Origin of the sequence: Tabrizicola sp., from assembly GCF_016792905.1 — a bacterium.
Taxonomy (GTDB): Bacteria; Pseudomonadota; Alphaproteobacteria; order Rhodobacterales; family Rhodobacteraceae; genus Tabrizicola.
Window position 1 is genome coordinate 12927 of sequence record NZ_JAEULP010000074.1, and the last position, 17287, is coordinate 30213.

Sequence of the window (17287 nt, forward strand, 5' to 3'; positions counted from 1 at the left end):
CTCGGAGGCGCGCATGGCCGTTCACGTCGGAATCATCATGGGGTCGCAAAGCGACTGGCCGACGATGAAGGCTGCCGCCGAAATCCTGGATGAACTGGGCATCGCCTATGAGGCGAAGATCGTCAGCGCCCACCGCACCCCTGACCGGCTGTGGGACTATGGCAAGACCGCCGTTTCGCGCGGGTTGAAGGTGATCATCGCAGGCGCGGGCGGCGCGGCGCATCTGCCCGGCATGATGGCCTCGAAGACACGTGTCCCTGTGATCGGCGTGCCAGTGCAGACGAAGGCGCTGTCGGGAGTTGATTCGCTCTATTCCATCCTCCAGATGCCCAAGGGCTACCCCGTCGCCACCATGGCCATCGGCGGAGCCGCCAATGCGGGGCTGATGGCGGCGGCGATATTGGCGGTGTCGGACACCGCTGTCGCCGCAAAGCTGGATGCCTGGCGCGAGGCGCTCTCAGCCTCGATCCCGGAGGAGCCGAAGGATGACTGAACTCCCCCAAGGCGCCGCCATCGGCATCCTTGGCGGCGGCCAGCTTGGCCGGATGCTGTCCGTCGCCGCAAGCCGGTTGGGCTACCGCTGTCACATCTACGAACCCGGCGCCGCACCGGCCGGCGACGTGGCGCTGACCGTCACCACCGCGCCTTATGAGGACGAGGCCGCGCTTCGCGCCTTCGCGGCTTCGGTCGATGTCATCACCTACGAATTCGAGAACGTCCCCACCTCGGCGCTGGACCTCCTCGAAAGCCTGAAACCGATCCGTCCGAACCGCAGGGCGCTGGCGATCAGCCAGGACCGGATCAGTGAGAAGCGCTTCCTGAATGACCTCGGCCTGCAAACTGCCCCCTGGGCCGCCGTCAACTCCGAAGTCGATCTGCGCGCTGCCGCCGACAGCCTTGGCCTGCCCGCGATCCTGAAGACCACCCGCCTCGGCTATGACGGCAAGGGCCAGGTCAAGCTGGACGACGCGGCGGAAATCCCAGCCGCCTGGGCATCCATGAACAACGCGGCCTCGGTGCTGGAAGGCTTCGTCGCCTTCGACCGCGAGGTTTCCGTCATCGCCGCCCGCGGCCTCGATGGCTCGGTCGCCTGCTTCGACCCCGGCGAGAACATCCACCGGGACGGCATCCTGCGGACGACGACCGTCCCCGCCCGTCTGTCCCCTGCCCAACGCGCCGATGCCGTGCTGGTCGCCGCCCGCATCCTGAACGCGCTCGACTATGTCGGCGTCATGGGGGTGGAGCTGTTCGTCACAGCCAAGGGCCTGCTGGTGAACGAGATCGCGCCCCGTGTGCACAACTCGGGCCACTGGACGCAACAAGGCTGCACGGTGGACCAGTTCGAACAGCACATCCGCGCGGTTGCGGGCCTGCCGCTCGGCGACGGCAACCGCTATGCCGACGTGGTGATGGAGAACCTGATCGGCGAAGACGTGCTGCGCGTGCCCGAGCTTCTGATGGCCCGCGATACGGCGGTGCATCTTTACGGCAAGGGCGCGCCCCGTCCGGGCCGCAAGATGGGGCATGCGAATCGGGTGGTCCGAACCTGACCCCTCCCGCGTCGCGACTTCGTCTTCTCGTCGGATGCGCCCCCGCGAGGAAGAACGAAGTCATCGACAAGCAGGTCGCGGCGATCTGACCCAGATCAGGGCACCTTTTCCCGGGAAGTGAGTTACCTTGGCCATCGGTCCGTCCGAACCAAGGTGCCCCATGTCCGACCACGCCTCGATCTACACCCATGCCGCCCGCTGGATCGCCCAGCTGTCGGGCCGCCCCGTCACCTTCCTGTTGGCCGTCGGGCTGATCGTCGTCTGGCTGATCACCGGGCCGATCTTCGACTACTCCGACACCTGGCAGCTGGTGATCAACACCGGCACCACGATCATCACCTTCCTGATGGTCTTCCTGATCCAGAACACCCAGAACCGCGACACCGTCGCCATGCAGCTGAAGCTGGACGAGCTGATCCGCGCCACCAAGGGCGCGCATCTGTCGCTTCTCGACCTGGAGGAGCTGGAGGAGAAGGAGCTCGCCGCCTTCGTCTGCCAGTACGAGGCGCTGGCCGCCATGGGGCGCGAGCAGTTGCAGAAGGGCCGCCCCGACACCGGCACGCCCGAGGTCGTCAGCCGGACTGCACCGCCTGAAAAGTCGCTTTCACGACGGAAGCCAGCGTCAGCGAAGGGTTGAACCGGCCCTCTTTCAGAAAGGCCAGAACCTGACGGATAACCACCGGGTTGACCATCATGAAGGTATGCGTGACCGGCAGCACCAGATGTTCGGCCATGCCGTCAAGCCTGGTGCTTTCCACCGTCACCTTGCCGTCGTTCGGACCCGGCAGCATGGCGTTCCAGACCGGGTTCAGCGACCGTGTCCCCGCGATCACCCCCAGCGGATAGTCGGCGGGCGGCAGGCTGTTCGGCCAGCTGTCGGGCCCGGTGCCCAGCGTCTTGCCCGCCTTGCCGTTGACCATGTGGAACACCGGGTTGTCGCCCAAGCGGTCCACCAGTTCCGACCCATGGTTCGGCGGCGCGAGCATCACCACGCGGCCCATCTGCGCCGGACGGTGCCGCGCCAGCCAGTCGCGCAAGAGGATGCCGCCCATCGAATGCGTCACGAAATGCACCCGCCCGGGCTGGACCTTCGCCACCGCCTGCCCGACCTCTGCCGCCAGTTCCTCGGGCGGGGCCTTGGTCGAGGGGTAGGACCAGTTCAACACCCGGAACCCCGCCGCCTTCAGCGCCAGCGCCATCGGTGCCAGCGAGGCATCGGTCCGCGCGAGGCCATGCAGAAGGACCACCGCATCGGCCACGCCCGCGCCTTCCTCGGTCGCGGGGGCGGGCAGGTAGCGGGCGAAGGGTCCGGTCAGCCACATGGGGCGACTGTCCCGCGCGCGCGTTCCCCGATCAAGCCCGGATTTCCCGCCGTGGATCCAAATCGACGTGGCGTCACGCATGCCCTCCCGCCGTCGACGACGCAATTCCGCACGGCTGCCCTGCGTGCAATGCGCTTGCTCCACCCGCCCCTGCCCTGCTACCCCTTCGCGGCCGGGCTTTTCCGGCGTTCTCAGGGCGGGGTGCAATTCCCCACCGGCGGTGACAGCCCGCGAGCGCCCCGGCAACGGGGGTCAGCAGATCCGGTGGAACTCCGGGGCCGACGGTGACAGGCCGGATGGAAGAGAGCGATGGTCCTCCCGCGCCCCGCGGGTGGACGCGTTTTCCCCTGACTGCTCGGGTCCTGGAAGGAGACGCCATGAGTCAGTCATTCCCCCTCCGCGGTGCAGCCATGATGGTCGGCGCGGGGCTCTGCTTCGCGCTGGCCAATGCGCTGACGCAGATCGTCACCAGTCAACTGGGCTTTCGCCCGCAATCCGACAGCTTCTGGCAATATGCCATCGCGCTTGTGCTGGCCCTGCCCTTCCTGCGCCGCCAGGGGCTGCGGGGACTGAAGACCGACCGTCCCGGCCTGCACCTGGCGCGGGTCGTGGTCTCGGCGCTCGGCGTGCAGGCCTTCGTCATGGCGCTGGCCCATGGCACGCCGATCTGGCAGGTGATCGCGCTTGTCATGACCTCGCCCTTCTTCGTGATGCTGGGCGCCGCCCTTTTCCTCGGCGAACGGGTCGGCCCAGGGCGCTGGGGTGCCGCCGCACTTGGCTTTGCCGGGGCCATGGTCCTCCTCCGCCCGTGGGAGACGGGCTTCGCCCCTGCCGCGCTTTATCCGGTGGCCGCCGCTCTTCTCTGGGCTGCCGCTTCGCTGATGACCAAAAGCCTGACCACGACCGAACGGCCCGAGACGGTGACGCTCTGGCTTCTGGTCCTTCTGACCCCGATCAACGGCGCAATCTCGCTGCATGCCGGGTTCGAATGGCCGACCGGCATGGTGCTGGTCTGGCTGCTGGCCGGCGGGGCGCTGGTCTTCCTGGCGCAGCATCTGCTGACGCTGGCCTATTCTGCGGCCGATGCGGCCTTCGTCCAGCCCTTCGACGACATCAAGCTTCTGTCGAATGTCGCGGTCGGCTGGCTGGTCTTCGGCTATCTGCCCGAAGGCCCGCTCTGGCTGGGCGTCGCGATGATCCTTGCCGCCTCCGGCTGGCTTCTGTGGTCGGAACGACAGGGAGCCACGCTGAGGCCCGCCGCGGCATGACCCTTGGCCCCTCCGCCCGGTGCGGAGGGGCAATGCTCTGGACAAAGCGCAGCGCAACACCCAAGCCTTGCACCATGGCCAAGATGAAGCCCCGCCTCGCCGTCCGCGCGCTGATCCTGCATGAGGATCGGCTGCTTCTGGTCAACGCCTATCCCGGCGCCCGCCTTGGCCTCTGGTGCGCCCCTGGCGGCGGATGCGAGGCCGGCCAGTCGCTGCCCGAAAACCTGACCCGCGAAGTGCATGAGGAGACGGGCCTGACCATCGCCGTCGGCCCGCCCGCGCTTGTCAACGAATTCCACGACCCCGAGACCGGGTTCCACCAGGTCGACGTCTTCTTCCGCTGCACGCTGGCCGAAAGCGACCTCGACGATGCCTGGGAAGACCCCGAAGGCGTGGTAACGGACCGCCGTTTCTTCTCGCGCGTCGAGCTTGCCTCCGGCCATGTCCGATTCAAGCCCGACAGCCTGCCCGACGCTGCATGGGGCACCGGGGCCGCCCACTATGACCCGCTGGAAGTGATCCTGAAATGAGCCGCGCTTTCGTCAACGAGGATGCCGGGAACGACCGCCCCGACCTGCCCGAGCTTCCCGTTCCGCCTGGCCCGAACATCGTCACCCCGCGCGGCCTTGCCACCCTGCACACACGCATCGCCGGGCGGCAGTCCGACCTTGCCGCGCTCAAGGCCCGCCCCGACCGGCTGGACAAGCTGCCCGAAGCCGCCGCCGAACGCGACCTGCGCTGGCTGGAGGCGCGGCTGAAGGCCGCCGTCGTGATCGACCCCGCCACCCATGACCTGAGCGAAGTTGCGTTCGGCCTTGCCGTCACCGTCGCCGACGAGGTGGGCAACGAGACCACCTACGAAATCACGGGCGAGGACGAGGCCGACGCCACCCGCCACCGCATCGCCCCGCATTCACCTCTCGCCCGCGCACTCCTGGGCGCGCAGGTGGGCGATGTGGTGACATGGAAGCGGCCCGCCGGGGCGGTAGAGCTGGAAGTCGTCTGGATCACCCATGCTGATCCGTGAGTTGTTTCCCACCGAAACCGCACTGGTCGCACAGTTCTACCGCGAGGCGCCCGACTATTGGCTGCTGGCAGAAGGTCGGGTCGACCCTGAACATCAGTCTCAGGAGTTCTTCACCGACGCCCCGCCGAACTGCGATCCCACGCAAAGCGACCGGCTTGGCTTCTTCCTGCGCCAGCGGCTTTCGGGAGTGGCCGAACTTTCCCACGGCTTTCCGGAACCGGGAGACGCCTACCTTGGCCTGATGCTCCTCGGCCCCTGGGCGCAGGGCGCGGGCCACGGGCGAACCTTCCTTGCCCATGCCGAAACTCTCGCCCGCAAACGCCACGCCCCGCGGCTTTACCTTGCCGTGCTCGACGCCAACCCCCGCGGGCGGGCGTTCTGGGAGCGGGAAGGCTTCAAGGCCACGGGCAAGCGCGGGCAGGACAAGATCACCGGCCACTGGATCGAACGGATGGTCAAGCCGCTCTGACCCGTGGTCCAATGCGCCTCTCCCCCCGGTGGGGAGGGGGGGTGGCGGGTCGCAACCGGCAAAAAGAAAGGGCGACCCGAAGGCCGCCCTTTCCGTATCCGTTGACCGGATGGATCAGAAATCCATCCCGCCCATGCCGCCGCCGCCCGGCATTGCCGGGGCAGCTTTCGGCTCGGGACGGTCGGCGATCATCGCTTCGGTGGTGATCAGCAGCGAAGCGACCGAGGCCGCATCTTCCAGCGCGGTACGGGTCACTTTCGCCGGGTCGATCACGCCGAACTTGAACATGTCACCATATTCTTCGGTCTGGGCGTTGAAGCCGAAGGTCGCGTCGTTCGACTCGCGGATCTTGCCCGCGACGACAGCCCCGTCGACACCGGCGTTCTCGGCGATCTGGCGCAGCGGAGCTTCCAGCGCGCGGCGGACGATCTGGATCCCGGCTTCCTGGTCGCTGTTCGCGCCCTTCACCTTGTCGAGGCCCTTGGCCGCCTGAACCAGCGCCACGCCGCCACCGACGATCACGCCTTCCTGCACGGCCGCGCGGGTCGCGTTCAGGGCGTCATCGACGCGGTCCTTGCGCTCTTTCACTTCGACTTCGGTCATGCCGCCGACGCGGATCACCGCAACGCCGCCCGCCAGTTTCGCCACACGTTCCTGCAGCTTCTCGCGGTCGTAGTCGGAGGTGGTTTCTTCGATCTGCGCCCGGATCTGGCCGACGCGGGCTTCGATTTCCGCCTTGTCGCCAGCGCCGTCGATGACGGTCGTGTCATCCTTCTTGATGATGACCTTCTTCGCCCGGCCGAGCATGTCGAGCCCGACGTTCTCCAGCTTCATCCCGAGGTCATCGGAAATCACCTGGCCGCCGGTCAGGATCGCGATGTCCTGCAGCATGGCCTTGCGACGGTCGCCGAAGCCCGGAGCCTTGACGGCAGCGATCTTGAGGCCACCACGCAGCTTGTTGACGACCAGCGTGGCCAGAGCCTCGCCTTCGACGTCTTCGGCGACGATGATCAGCGGGCGCTGCGACTGGATGACAGCCTCCAGCAGCGGAACCATCGGTTGCAGCGACGACAGTTTCTTTTCGTGCAGCAGGATGTAGGCGTCTTCCAGCTCGGCGATCATCTTGTCGGCATTGGTGACGAAGTAGGGCGACAGGTAGCCGCGGTCGAACTGCATGCCTTCGACGACGGTGGTTTCCGTCTCCAGGCCCTTGTTCTCCTCGACGGTGATCACGCCCTCGTTGCCGACCTTCTGCATCGCTTCCGCGATCTGGCGGCCGATTTCGACCTCGCCGTTGGCCGAGATGGTGCCGACCTGGGCAACTTCGGCGCTGTCCTTCACCGGGCGGGCCATCGCCTTGATCGCCGCGACGACGTTGTGGGTCGCCAGGTCGATGCCGCGCTTCAGGTCCATCGGGTTCATCCCGGCGGCGACGGCCTTCAGGCCTTCCTTGATGATGGCTTGCGCCAGCACGGTCGCGGTGGTGGTGCCGTCACCGGCTTCGTCATTGGTGCGGGAAGCGACTTCCTTCACCATCTGCGCGCCCATGTTCTCGAACTTGTCGGCCAGCTCGATTTCCTTGGCGACGGTGACGCCATCCTTGGTGATCCGGGGCGAACCGAACGACTTGTCGATCACCACGTTGCGGCCTTTGGGCCCCAAGGTGACTTTGACGGCGTCGGCGAGGATGTTCACGCCGCGCAGCATCCGGTCGCGGGCGTCGGTGTCGAACTTGACGTCTTTTGCAGCCATTTTTATAGCTCCTAGAATGGGTTACGGAAAGCGTAGGGTGGGTGTCAACCCACCATCCGTCAGGAAATGATCCCGAGGATGTCGCTTTCCTTCATGATCAGCAGCTCTTCGCCGTTGAGCGTCACTTCGGTGCCCGACCATTTGCCGAATAGAATGCGGTCGCCCGCCTTGACCGACGGCGCGATCAGCTCGCCCGAGTCCTTGCGGGCGCCTTCGCCGACCGAGACGATTTCGCCTTCAGCGGGCTTTTCCTTGGCGGTGTCGGGGATGATCAGCCCGCCCTTGGTCTTTTCGTCGGACTGGATACGCTTGACCAGAACGCGGTCATGCAGCGGTTTGAAAGCCATCTGGGGTACTCCCTTGAGTTTCCAGGTTTGATCTTGATTAGCACTCAGGCCATCCGAGTGATAACGCGGCTTGAGGTAGGCGATGAGCGTCCTTGAGTCAACACCCGGTCCCCGGCTTTTCGCATTGCCTTTTGCCCAAGCGGTGCCACGATGCGCGCCGAACTGCCCAATGGTGATTGCCCGCATGTCCCGTCTGTTCGCCGCACTCTCTTTCGCGCTTGGCTTTCTCGCCGCAGCGCCCCTGGCCGCCGAATGTGTCGGGCAGAACCTGTTCGACACGATGGACCCCGCCCGCCGGGCCGAGGTTCAGGCCGCCGCCGACGCGGTGCCCTTCGCACGGGGCAATTTCTGGCGCGCGACCAAGGGGGATCAGATCATCACCCTGGCCGGGACCTATCACTTCGACGATCCCCGCCACGCCGCCAACCTCGCCGCGCTGATGCCCGCGATCACCGGGGCGACCACCGTCCTGGTCGAAGCCTCGCCCGAGGCCGAGAAACAGCTGAAATCGCAGATCGCCAAGGACCCGGGGACGATGGTGATCACCGAAGGCCCGACCCTGAACCAGCAGCTACCGCCGGACGTCTGGAAAGAGCTGTCCGAGGCGATGTCGGCGCGCGGCATCCCGGCCTTCATGACCGCGAAGTTCAAGCCCTGGTATGTTCTGACGCTGCTCTCGATCCCGCCTTGCGCGATGCTGGAGATGAAGGGGGAACCCGAGGGCCTCGACCGCCTGGTCATCAAGGTCGCCGAAGAGGCCCGGGTGCCCGTGCAGTCGCTGGAACCCTACGATACGCTGTTCAGGATCTTCGGCAGCCTGACCGAGGCCGAGCTGACCGAAATGCTGGTCTCCACCCTCGCCATCGAACCGCAGGGCGAGGATTATTTCACCACCCTCGTCGACAGCTATTTCGCCGGGGAAAGCCGCGCGGCATGGGAGCTGATGCGGTTCATCAGCTATGACCTGCCGGGCTACACCCATGAGCAGGTCGATGCCGAATTCGCCCGGATGGAAGAGATCGTCGCCGCCTCGCGCAACCGCGCCTGGATCCCGGTGCTGACCGAGGCCGCCGCCAAGGGTCCGGTCTTCGCGGCCTTCGGCGCGCTGCATCTGTCGGGGCAGGACGGGGTGCTGAACCTGTTGCAGGGACAGGGCTTCACCATCGAAGAACTGAAACTGTGATCCTTCCGGGCAGACTGGCGCGGCTCTACATCCTCGACCTTGGCCTGTTCGAGGTTCGGGGCGGCGAGCGTGTCATCGGCATCCCCGGCTTCCTGATGCAGACCGACCGGGGCGTGAACATCCTGTTCGATACCGGCTTCCCGCCGGACTACCTGGCCGATCCCGACCGTCCCGCGAAGGACGGCCTGCCCCGCTTCGGTCGCCTGCTGAACTTCCATCGAAATCAGACTGCTGAAGGCGCGCTCGACCTTCTGGGCCTGAAGCCGCAGGACATCGACCTTGTGATCCTGTCGCACAGCCACATCGACCACGTCGGCTCGCTTCCCCTCTTCGCCGAAGCCCCCATCGTCATGACCGCCCGCGAACGCGCCGAGCCGCGGCCTCTCTACTTTGGCACCGCCCGCCCGATGGATTGGCCCGATGCCACCTACCACCTGATCGACGCTGACACCCCCGTTTGCGAAGGCCTGACCCTGATCCCCACTCCCGGCCACACCGCGGGCCATCTGTCGGCCCTTCTCACCCTGCCGGACGGGCGCAGCGCGATCCTTGCCGCCGATGCGATCAACCGCGCCTCGGAACCCGCCGAGAACTTCGCCGATGCAGACGATCCGGCCACCGCAAGGACCTCCGCCGACCGCCTTCTCTCCATCGCCCCACCCGATGCGCTCCTGATCTACGGCCACGAACCCGTGCAATGGCCAATCCTGCCCAAAGCTCCGCAAGCATGGTAGACGCCCACCGCCATGGAATCCTGCTGCTCCTCGGCGCCACCCTCGCCTGGAGCACCTCGGGCCTGTTCGCCCGCGCCATCCCGCTCGACACCCCCACGGTGATCCTCTGGCGCGGGCTGGCCGGCGCGGCGGGCCTCTTCCTCACCCTCTGGTGGCTGAAGGGAGCCGAAGGGTTCCGCGACTTCCGCCGCCTTGGCTGGGCAGGCTGGGCCTATTCTCTGTCGTCCGGCCTCGGGATGCTTCTCTTCGTGGGCTCGCTGAAGGCAACCTCCATCGCCCATGTCGCGATCATCTACGCCACGCTGCCCTTCGTCGCCGCCTTCCTCGGCTGGTGGCTGCTGAAGGAACCGCCCGGCCGCGCCGGAATCCTTGCCGCCGCGCTGGCCCTCGTCGGGGCGATGGTCATGGTTGGCCTCGGCGGTGACGGCACCCTGATCGGCGACCTGATGGCCTTCGGCATGGTGCTGGCCATGGCCGCGCTGATCCTGATCGCGCGTGGCACGCCCGAGACCCCGACCCTTGCCGCGGGGACGCTGTCCGCCGTCTTGGCGCCGCTGGCCATGCTGCCCTTCGCCAGCCTCGCGGGCCTCGATGCGCCGAACCTTCTGCTGATGGCGGGTTTCGGCCTGATCAACTCCACCCTCGGCTTCGCGCTTTTCGTCCTCGGCTCGCGCCATACGACCCCGGTAGAAACCGCGCTGATCGGCGCGCTGGAAACCGCGCTGACGCCGGTCTGGGTCTGGCTGGTGTTCCATGAAACCCCGACCACCCCCACCCTGATCGGCGGGGCCATGGTCATGGCAGCGTCCATCGGCCACATCCTCTGGACCGCGCGCCACCCGGTGCAGCGCTGACACCGAACCGCCCGCGTGACAATCCGTGCGCACCGGCCTATACCGCGCGCGAAAATTTCGAAATCTTGCAAGGGCACCCCATGACCACCCTCGTCTTCGGCCACAAATCCCCCGACACCGATTCCACCGGCTCGCCCATCATCTGGGCCTGGTACCTGACCGAGACCGGCACCCCGGCGAAACCCGTCCTTCTGGGCGAACCGAACACCGAAGCCGCCTTCGTGCTGAAGCACTGGGGCCTCGACAAGCCTGCGATCATCTCGGACGTGACCGCGGACGACAAGGTCGTGATCGTCGATACCAACAACCCGGCCGAACTGCCGCCCTCGATCAACGAGGCGAAGCTTCAGGCGATCATCGACCACCACATGCTGGTCGGCGGCATCAAGACCAAGACGCCCATCGACATCACCATCCGCCCGCTGGCCTGCACCGCGACGATCATGCACGACCTGATGGGCGAAACGCTGAAGAAGGCCCCGCGCGGCATCAAGGGCGCGATGCTGTCCTGCATCATCTCGGACACGCTCGAATTCCGCAGCCCCACAACCACCGGCCATGACCGCCATGTCGCCGAAATGCTGGCCGCCGACCTCGACGTGAAGATCCCCGTCCTCGCCTCGCAGATGTTCGAGGCCAAGTCGGACGTCTCGGCCTTCTCCGACGCCGAACTGCTCCGGATGGACTCGAAGGAATACAACGTCGACGGCAAGGAACTGCGCGTCTCGGTTCTGGAAACCACCGCGCCCAAGGTCGTGCTGGACCGCAAGGACAGCCTGATGCGGGCAATGGAAGGCGTGGCCAAGGAAGACGGAGCCGATCAGGTCCTGCTGTTCGTCGTCGACATCATCAGGGAAGAGGCGACGCTCCTCGTCCCGAACGATCTGGTGAAGCGGCTGGCGGAAGCCTCCTTCGGCGCAAAGGTCACGGGGGACACCGTTGTCCTTCCCGGCATCATGAGCCGCAAGAAGCAGATCATCCCGGCGCTCAAGCTCTGACGATCGGCCGGGCGGGGTCATCCCCAATAGCCATCGTAACCTGAGCCGGTTGCACAGCCAAGCTGTACGCGGAGGATACCGGGGAAAGGACGACAGGCGTCGCGCCCGGCGCTGACCTGCAAAGAAAAACCCCCGCCCTCATGGGGCGGGGGTTTCGAGTTCTCGGCCCGGGTTACTCGGCCGTCAGAAGTGGCGGTTTCTGCCCGGTCAGCCGGGGTTTCGCCGGTTCCTCGATGTCAAGGACGATGGCGTCGTCCTGCACCTTCACGCGCACGAGGCCGCCCTTGACCAGCTTGCCGAACAGAAGCTCCTCGGCCAGGGGCTTCTTGATGTATTCCTGTATCACCCGGGCCAGCGGACGCGCGCCCATCTTGTCGTCATAGCCCTTGTCGCCCAGCCAGGCGGCGGCTTCGGGGCTGAGTTCGATATGGACGTTGCGGTCCAGAAGCTGGGCTTCCAGCTGCAGGACGAACTTCTCGACCACCTGCATGATGATCTCCTTGCCCAGCGGGGCGAAGTTGATCACCGCGTCCAGCCGGTTGCGAAATTCGGGCGTAAAGGTCCGCTCGATGGCGGCGGTATCCTCGCCCGTGCGGCGCTCACGGCCGAAGCCGATGGCCGACTGCGACTGTTCGCGCGCCCCCGCGTTCGAGGTCATGATCAGGATCACGTTGCGGAAATCCACCGTCCGGCCGTTGTGGTCGGTGAGTTTCCCGTGGTCCATCACCTGCAACAGGATGTTGTAGACATCCGGGTGGGCCTTTTCCATTTCGTCCAGAAGAAGGACCGAATGCGGATGCTGGTCGATGGCGTCGGTCAGCATGCCGCCCTGGTCGAAGCCGACATAGCCCGGAGGCGCGCCGATCAGCCGGGAGACCGCGTGCTTCTCCATGTATTCCGACATGTCGAAGCGGATCAGCTCCACGCCCAGGGACGAGGCCAGCTGCTTCGCCACCTCGGTCTTGCCAACGCCCGTTGGCCCGGCAAACAGGTAGTTGCCGATGGGCTTTTCGGGTTCGCGAAGGCCGGCACGGGCCAGCTTGATCGCCGAGCAGAGGGCGGTGACCGCCTTGTCCTGGCCGAAGACCACGCGCTTGAGGGTTTTCTCAAGGTCACGCAGGGTTTCGGCATCGTCCTTCGACACGGTCTTCGGGGGAATGCGGGCGATCTTGGCGACCACGGCCTCGATCTCCTTCAGGCCCAGCGTCTTGCGGCGCTTCGATTCCGTCACCAGATGCTGCGCCGCCCCGGCTTCGTCGATCACGTCGATGGCCGAGTCCGGCAGCTTGCGGTCATGGATGTAGCGTGCCGCCAGTTCGACCGCGGCCTTGATCGCCTCGTTGGTATAGCGCAGGTCGTGGTGTTCCTCGAAATGCGGCTTGAGGCCCATCAGGATCTTGATCGCATCAGGCACGGACGGTTCGTTCACGTCGATCTTCTGGAACCGGCGGCTCAGCGCCCGGTCCTTTTCGAAGTGCTGGCGGAATTCCTTGTAGGTGGTCGAGCCCATGCAGCGCAGCTTGCCGCCCTGCAAAGCGGGTTTCAGGAGGTTGGAGGCATCCATCGCGCCGCCGGAGGTGGCACCTGCGCCGATGACGGTATGGATCTCGTCGATGAAGAGGATCGCGTCGGGGTGATCCTCAAGCTCCTTGACCACGGCTTTCAGCCGTTCCTCGAAGTCGCCGCGATAACGGGTGCCGGCCAGAAGCGCGCCCATGTCGAGCGAGAAGATCGTGGCCTTGGACAGAACCTCCGGCGTCTCGCCGTTGACGATCTTGCGGGCCAGGCCTTCGGCGATGGCGGTCTTGCCGACGCCGGGGTCGCCCACCAGCAGCGGGTTGTTCTTGCGGCGGCGGCACAGGACCTGGATCGCCCGCTCAACCTCGGCCTCGCGCCCGATCAAGGGGTCGACGTCACCCTTCTTCGCCTTGACGTTGAGGTCGACGCAGTATTTCGACAGGGCGGATTCCTTCGCCTCTCCTGCTTCGGCCTTGGGCGTCTCATGCTGTTCCTCGGCGCCCTGCACGGGGCGCGCTTCGCCATAGGACGGATCCTTCGCCACGCCATGCGCGATGAAGTTGACCGCGTCGTAGCGGGTCATGTCCTGTTCCTGCAGGAAGTAGGCGGCGTTCGATTCGCGTTCGGCGAAGATCGCGACCAGCACGTTGGCGCCGGTGACTTCGGTGCGGCCCGACGATTGCACATGGATCGCCGCGCGCTGGATCACGCGCTGGAAGGCGGCGGTCGGCACGGCCTCGCTCCCTTCGACATCGGTGACGAGGGTCGACAGGTCGTCATCGATGAAATCGGTCAGGGTCTTGCGCAGCTCGTCCAGGTTGACGGCGCAGGCCTTCATGACGCGGGCCGCATCGGGTTCGTCGATCAGGGCCAGGAGAAGATGTTCCAGCGTCGCCAGTTCATGGCGGCGGGAGTTTGCAAGCGCCAGCGCGCTGTGGATTGCCTGTTCAAGCGTGGTCGAAAACGATGGCACTTCAGTGCTCCTGTCCTGCTGGTCGGAGGGGCGCCAGGGCCCGATCCAACCGTGGCCTCATACTGCTTAAAGTTCGGTTTTCCTCGCCGCACTTCAAGCGCAATCTTCCAGATTTTGGGGTTTCCCCCGGGTACTCACGCCATTTGTGATACAGTCGGCCTAGAACTTGTCTTTTCTGGCACGAATTTCGGCGAATACCGTGACATCATCGGCATCCGGCAGGCCGACGGCTGTCTTGAGGGCGGGCAGGTGGGCCCGGAGGTAGGGGTTCGTGTCCAGCTCGATTTGCAGCGGGACAGGAACCGTGGGGGTGCCCTTGGCGCGCTTTTCGGCGACATCGGCGATCCGAGAGATAAGCGCGGGATTGTTCGGTTCAAGGGTCAGGGCGAAGCGCAGGTTGGTGGCGGTGTATTCGTGACCGGAACAGATAAGGGTTTCGGGGGGAAGGGCAGCGAGTTTTTGCAGCGAGGCGTGCATCATCCGGGCGCTGCCTTCGAACAGGCGACCGCAGCCCCCGGCCATCAGGCTGTCGGCAGTGAAGCAGAGATGGCTGTCGGGGAAGTGGAAGGCGATGTGGCCGATGGTATGGCCGGGGACGTCAATGACGCGGGCCATTTCGCGCCCGAGGGAGAAGGAGGCGTGTTCGTCCAGCGCAAGGTCGAGGCGGGGCAGCCGGTGGGCATCGGCGGCGGCGCCGAGGACCATGGCCCCGGTCTGGGCGCGCAGGGTGTCGACGCCCTGGATGTGGTCGTCGTGGTGGTGGGTGATCAGGATGTCGGTCAGACGCCACTGGTGGGCGTTCAGCGCGCCGAGGATCGGGCCGACCTCGGGGACATCGATCACGGCTGTCTGTCCGGTTTCCGGGTCGTGGATCAGGTAGGCGTAGTTGTCGGCCAGGCAGGGCACGGTGACGAGTTCAAGCGGCATGGTGTTTTCCGCCTCCGCAGCTAGGATGGCGCCAGAGTGATCCCAAGGCTGGCGGACCGCAATGCATCTCGATGTGCTGGACCTGCGGAATTTCTACTACCGCACCCAGCTGGGCCGGGTGGCGCAGCGGGCGATCCGGGACCAGGTGGTGCGGCTGTGGCCCCCGAAGGTGGGGGAGACGGTGGCGGGCTTCGGCTTCGCGGTGCCCCTGCTGCGGCCCTATCTCTCCGAGGCGCGGCGGGTGGTGGGGCTGATGCCGGGACCGCAGGGGGTGATGCCCTGGCCTGCGGGGATGGAGAACGTGTCGGTGCTGTGCGAGGACACGGCCTGGCCCCTGTCGACCGGCTTCGTGGACCGGCTGGTGCTGATGCACGGGCTGGAGACTTCGGAGAACCCGACGGCGGTTCTGGAGGAATCGGCGCGGGTGCTGGGGCCGGGGGGCCGGGCGCTGTTCATCGTGCCGAACCGGTCGGGGCTCTGGTCGCGTCGGGATGTGACGCCCTTCGGCTTCGGGCGACCCTATTCGGTGGCGCAGCTGGAGGCCCAGCTGAAGCTCCACGGCTTCACGCCCGAGCGGAGCTGTTCGGTCCTGTTCGCCCCGCCCTCGGGGACGCGGTTCTGGCTGCGGTCGGCGAATTTCTGGGAAGGGTTCGGGCGGAAGATGCCCTGGCTTGCGGGCGGGGTGCTGATGGTCGAGGCGTCGAAGCAGGTATATGCGCCGACAAAAGGCGGGTTGCGGGCGGCGGTGAAGAAGCCCTTGCGCGTGCTGGAGGGGGTGGGCCAGGGCTCGCCGGAACCGGCGTTGAACCGGGGGTGAGGTGCGACAAGTCGGGGCGAGCCCCGACCTGCGCGGACCCATCGGCGCGCCTCAGATCACGCGGACCTGGGTGCCGACCGGGCAGAGGTCGAACAGCTCGGCGATGTTTTCGTTGAAAAGGCCGATGCAGCCGTCGGAGGACCGGCGCCCGATCTTCCGCGTGTCGTGGGTGCCGTGGATGATGTAGGCGGGCCAGGAGAGATACATGGCGTGGGTGCCGAGCGGGTTCTCCGGCCCCGGGGGAACCGGCTTCCAGTCGGGGTAGCGCTCCATCTGCGACGGGGTGGGCGTCCAGCTGGGGCCGACCTTCTTGCGCACGATGGAGGTGTAGCCGCGCTTGGTCAGTTCGTCCGAAATCGGGACCGAGGTTGGGAAGATGCGGTAGTCTGCGCCATCCGCGCTCCAGAAATGCAGGGCGCGCGATGTGGTGTCGGCGACGATGGTGGCGTGGCCGAGTGTGTCGAAATGGTCGCGCCAGTCCTGCGCCCGGAAGCTGGAGATGTTGTTGCGCACCGCAGGCGTGTCGGCCTGTGTTGCCGTGCCAATAACCATCGCGCCAAAGCCTGCGCCCAGAAGCCCGCGTCGGGAAAATGTCATGCTGCCTGCCTTTCGCTTTTCTTGTCGGCGGGCACCCTTTCGGCCGGGCGCGCCGGGGTCAACCGGGGCGGACCCCACCTTGACGCCCATGTGACCGGACGTGACCGGGCGAATCCGTGATCCGCGTCACCCGTCGCAAGGTGGGGAACGGCGCGCCCGCAGGGCGGGATCGGCCCGGAAAACGTGCTGGCATGGGCGGCAGGGCGGCCCAGAGGCGAGGTTTGCGCCACCAGCGGCAATCTGGCCCTCCGCGGGCTCAAGAAACCGTGTTCAACCCGGTTGCGGGGTGGGAAAGCCTCTGCTAAGGACCCCGCGACGGATGGTGCCGCCCAGACGGTTTTCGAGGTGTGCGCCAAAGGGACGCCCGGTTCGGATGAGCCCGGGGCATAAGACAGCGGAAGGGTTGACGTGTCAGAACCAGCTTCGATCTCTCTGGGCATCGCCGCGCGCTACGCATCGGCCTTGTTCGATCTGGCCAAGGAAGGCGGCGCGCTGAAAGCCCTGGAGGCCGACGCCACCGCCCTGACCGAAACCCTGGACGCCAGTGCCGACCTGCGCGACGTCATCGCCTCGCCGGTGATCAGCCGCGAGGAGCAGGGCAGGGTCATCGCCGCCATCGGCGCCAAGCTGGGCCTGAATGCGCTGACCGCCAACACGCTGGCGCTGATGGCCGACAAGCGCCGCCTGTTCGTGCTGCCGCAGTTCGCCGCACAACTGGCCGACCTGATCGCCGAGGAAAAGGGTGAAGTCACCGCCGAAGTCACTGCCGCCCGTGCGCTGACCGCTGCACAATCGAAGAAACTCGCCGAGACGCTGAAAGCCAGCGTCGGCAAGACCGTGAAACTGAAAACGACCGTCGATGAATCCCTCATCGGCGGTCTTGTCGTCAAGCTGGGCTCGACCATGATCGACACGTCGGTCAAGGCAAAGCTCGCGGCCCTGCAAAATGCA

19 protein-coding genes and 1 riboswitch are annotated in these 17287 nt (G+C 66.2%); of the genes, 13 read left to right on the plus strand and 6 right to left on the minus strand.

Translation table 11 applies throughout. The annotated features are described in order from the left end of the window. The first annotated feature begins 13 nt into the window (after positions 1 to 13). From purE to JNL31_RS15750, 3 genes are all read left to right on the plus strand, one after another. Positions 14 to 493 (plus strand): 5-(carboxyamino)imidazole ribonucleotide mutase, encoded by a 480-nt coding sequence (gene purE, locus JNL31_RS15740; protein WP_294975220.1) that lies wholly within the window; start codon positions 14 to 16, stop codon positions 491 to 493. Next, the gene (locus JNL31_RS15745) at positions 486 to 1550 is read left to right on the plus strand and encodes a 5-(carboxyamino)imidazole ribonucleotide synthase (RefSeq protein ID WP_294975223.1); all 1065 of its coding nucleotides are present in this window, start codon (positions 486 to 488) and stop codon (positions 1548 to 1550) included. The genes purE and JNL31_RS15745 overlap by 8 nt, the downstream gene beginning before the upstream one ends. Before the next feature lie 160 nt (positions 1551 to 1710). Beyond that, positions 1711 to 2187, plus strand: coding sequence for a low affinity iron permease family protein (locus JNL31_RS15750; RefSeq protein WP_294975226.1), 477 nt, complete (start codon positions 1711 to 1713; stop codon positions 2185 to 2187). Here the strand turns inward: JNL31_RS15750 and JNL31_RS15755 are convergent. After that, positions 2123 to 2872, minus strand: coding sequence for an alpha/beta fold hydrolase (locus tag JNL31_RS15755; RefSeq protein WP_294975229.1), 750 nt, complete (start codon positions 2870 to 2872; stop codon positions 2123 to 2125). The two genes, JNL31_RS15750 and JNL31_RS15755, sit on opposite strands and share 65 nt — an antisense overlap. 183 nt (positions 2873 to 3055) lie before the next feature. Next, positions 3056 to 3184: riboswitch (FMN riboswitch) on the plus strand. 65 nt (positions 3185 to 3249) lie between these two features. Between JNL31_RS15755 and JNL31_RS15760 the strand changes: the two genes are divergently transcribed. The 4 genes from JNL31_RS15760 (at position 3250) to JNL31_RS15775 (ending at position 5636) form a co-directional block, all read left to right on the plus strand. Then, complete coding sequence (locus tag JNL31_RS15760) at positions 3250 to 4140, plus strand: DMT family transporter (RefSeq protein ID WP_294975231.1); 891 nt, start codon at positions 3250 to 3252, stop codon at positions 4138 to 4140. Between the two features lie 74 nt (positions 4141 to 4214). After that, complete coding sequence (locus JNL31_RS15765; protein ID WP_294975234.1) at positions 4215 to 4670, plus strand: NUDIX domain-containing protein; 456 nt, start codon at positions 4215 to 4217, stop codon at positions 4668 to 4670. Further along, on the plus strand, positions 4667 to 5167 hold the full coding sequence (locus JNL31_RS15770) for a GreA/GreB family elongation factor (RefSeq protein WP_294975237.1): 501 nt from the start codon (positions 4667 to 4669) through the stop codon (positions 5165 to 5167). Before JNL31_RS15765 ends, JNL31_RS15770 begins: the two co-directional genes overlap by 4 nt. Continuing rightward, on the plus strand, positions 5154 to 5636 hold the full coding sequence (locus JNL31_RS15775; protein ID WP_294975240.1) for a GNAT family N-acetyltransferase: 483 nt from the start codon (positions 5154 to 5156) through the stop codon (positions 5634 to 5636). The genes JNL31_RS15770 and JNL31_RS15775 overlap by 14 nt, the downstream gene beginning before the upstream one ends. Positions 5637 to 5750: 114 nt before the next feature. On the opposite strand, the gene groL is transcribed toward JNL31_RS15775, so the two are convergent. Together groL and JNL31_RS15785 are read right to left on the minus strand one after the other, a co-directional pair. Further along, on the minus strand, positions 5751 to 7388 hold the full coding sequence (gene groL, locus JNL31_RS15780) for a chaperonin GroEL (RefSeq protein WP_294975241.1): 1638 nt from the start codon (positions 7386 to 7388) through the stop codon (positions 5751 to 5753). Between the two features lie 59 nt (positions 7389 to 7447). Beyond that, complete coding sequence (locus JNL31_RS15785; protein ID WP_294975267.1) at positions 7448 to 7735, minus strand: co-chaperone GroES; 288 nt, start codon at positions 7733 to 7735, stop codon at positions 7448 to 7450. Positions 7736 to 7919: 184 nt separating this feature from the next. Between JNL31_RS15785 and JNL31_RS15790 the strand changes: the two genes are divergently transcribed. The 4 genes from JNL31_RS15790 to JNL31_RS15805 all read left to right on the plus strand — a co-directional run bounded on the left by JNL31_RS15790 (position 7920) and on the right by JNL31_RS15805 (position 11504). Continuing rightward, the gene (locus JNL31_RS15790; protein ID WP_294975244.1) at positions 7920 to 8918 is read left to right on the plus strand and encodes a TraB/GumN family protein; all 999 of its coding nucleotides are present in this window, start codon (positions 7920 to 7922) and stop codon (positions 8916 to 8918) included. Continuing rightward, positions 8915 to 9652, plus strand: a complete 738-nt coding sequence (locus JNL31_RS15795) for an N-acyl homoserine lactonase family protein (RefSeq protein WP_294975247.1) — start codon at positions 8915 to 8917, stop codon at positions 9650 to 9652. Before JNL31_RS15790 ends, JNL31_RS15795 begins: the two co-directional genes overlap by 4 nt. Continuing rightward, a complete protein-coding gene (locus tag JNL31_RS15800; protein ID WP_294975249.1) occupies positions 9646 to 10506 on the plus strand; it encodes a DMT family transporter in 861 nt (286 codons plus the stop codon). Before JNL31_RS15795 ends, JNL31_RS15800 begins: the two co-directional genes overlap by 7 nt. 80 nt (positions 10507 to 10586) lie before the next feature. Then, on the plus strand, positions 10587 to 11504 hold the full coding sequence (locus tag JNL31_RS15805; RefSeq protein ID WP_294975251.1) for a manganese-dependent inorganic pyrophosphatase: 918 nt from the start codon (positions 10587 to 10589) through the stop codon (positions 11502 to 11504). A 172-nt stretch (positions 11505 to 11676) separates the two neighbouring features. On the opposite strand, the gene clpA is transcribed toward JNL31_RS15805, so the two are convergent. Together clpA and gloB are read right to left on the minus strand one after the other, a co-directional pair. Further along, positions 11677 to 13995, minus strand: a complete 2319-nt coding sequence (gene clpA, locus JNL31_RS15810; protein WP_294975253.1) for an ATP-dependent Clp protease ATP-binding subunit ClpA — start codon at positions 13993 to 13995, stop codon at positions 11677 to 11679. A 159-nt stretch (positions 13996 to 14154) separates the two neighbouring features. Beyond that, positions 14155 to 14922, minus strand: a complete 768-nt coding sequence (gloB, locus tag JNL31_RS15815) for a hydroxyacylglutathione hydrolase (RefSeq protein WP_294975256.1) — start codon at positions 14920 to 14922, stop codon at positions 14155 to 14157. A 61-nt stretch (positions 14923 to 14983) separates the two neighbouring features. On the opposite strand from gloB, the gene JNL31_RS15820 reads away from it, so the two are divergent. Beyond that, positions 14984 to 15739, plus strand: coding sequence for a methyltransferase domain-containing protein (locus JNL31_RS15820; RefSeq protein ID WP_294975259.1), 756 nt, complete (start codon positions 14984 to 14986; stop codon positions 15737 to 15739). A gap of 51 nt (positions 15740 to 15790) precedes the next feature. Here the strand turns inward: JNL31_RS15820 and JNL31_RS15825 are convergent, their stop codons facing one another. Further along, a complete protein-coding gene (locus tag JNL31_RS15825; RefSeq protein ID WP_294975269.1) occupies positions 15791 to 16291 on the minus strand; it encodes a L,D-transpeptidase in 501 nt (166 codons plus the stop codon). Positions 16292 to 16744: 453 nt separating this feature from the next. Here JNL31_RS15825 and JNL31_RS15830 point away from each other — a divergent pair. Then, positions 16745 to 17287: F0F1 ATP synthase subunit delta (locus JNL31_RS15830; RefSeq protein ID WP_294975262.1), on the plus strand; the 543-nt coding region annotated here is incomplete at its 3' end.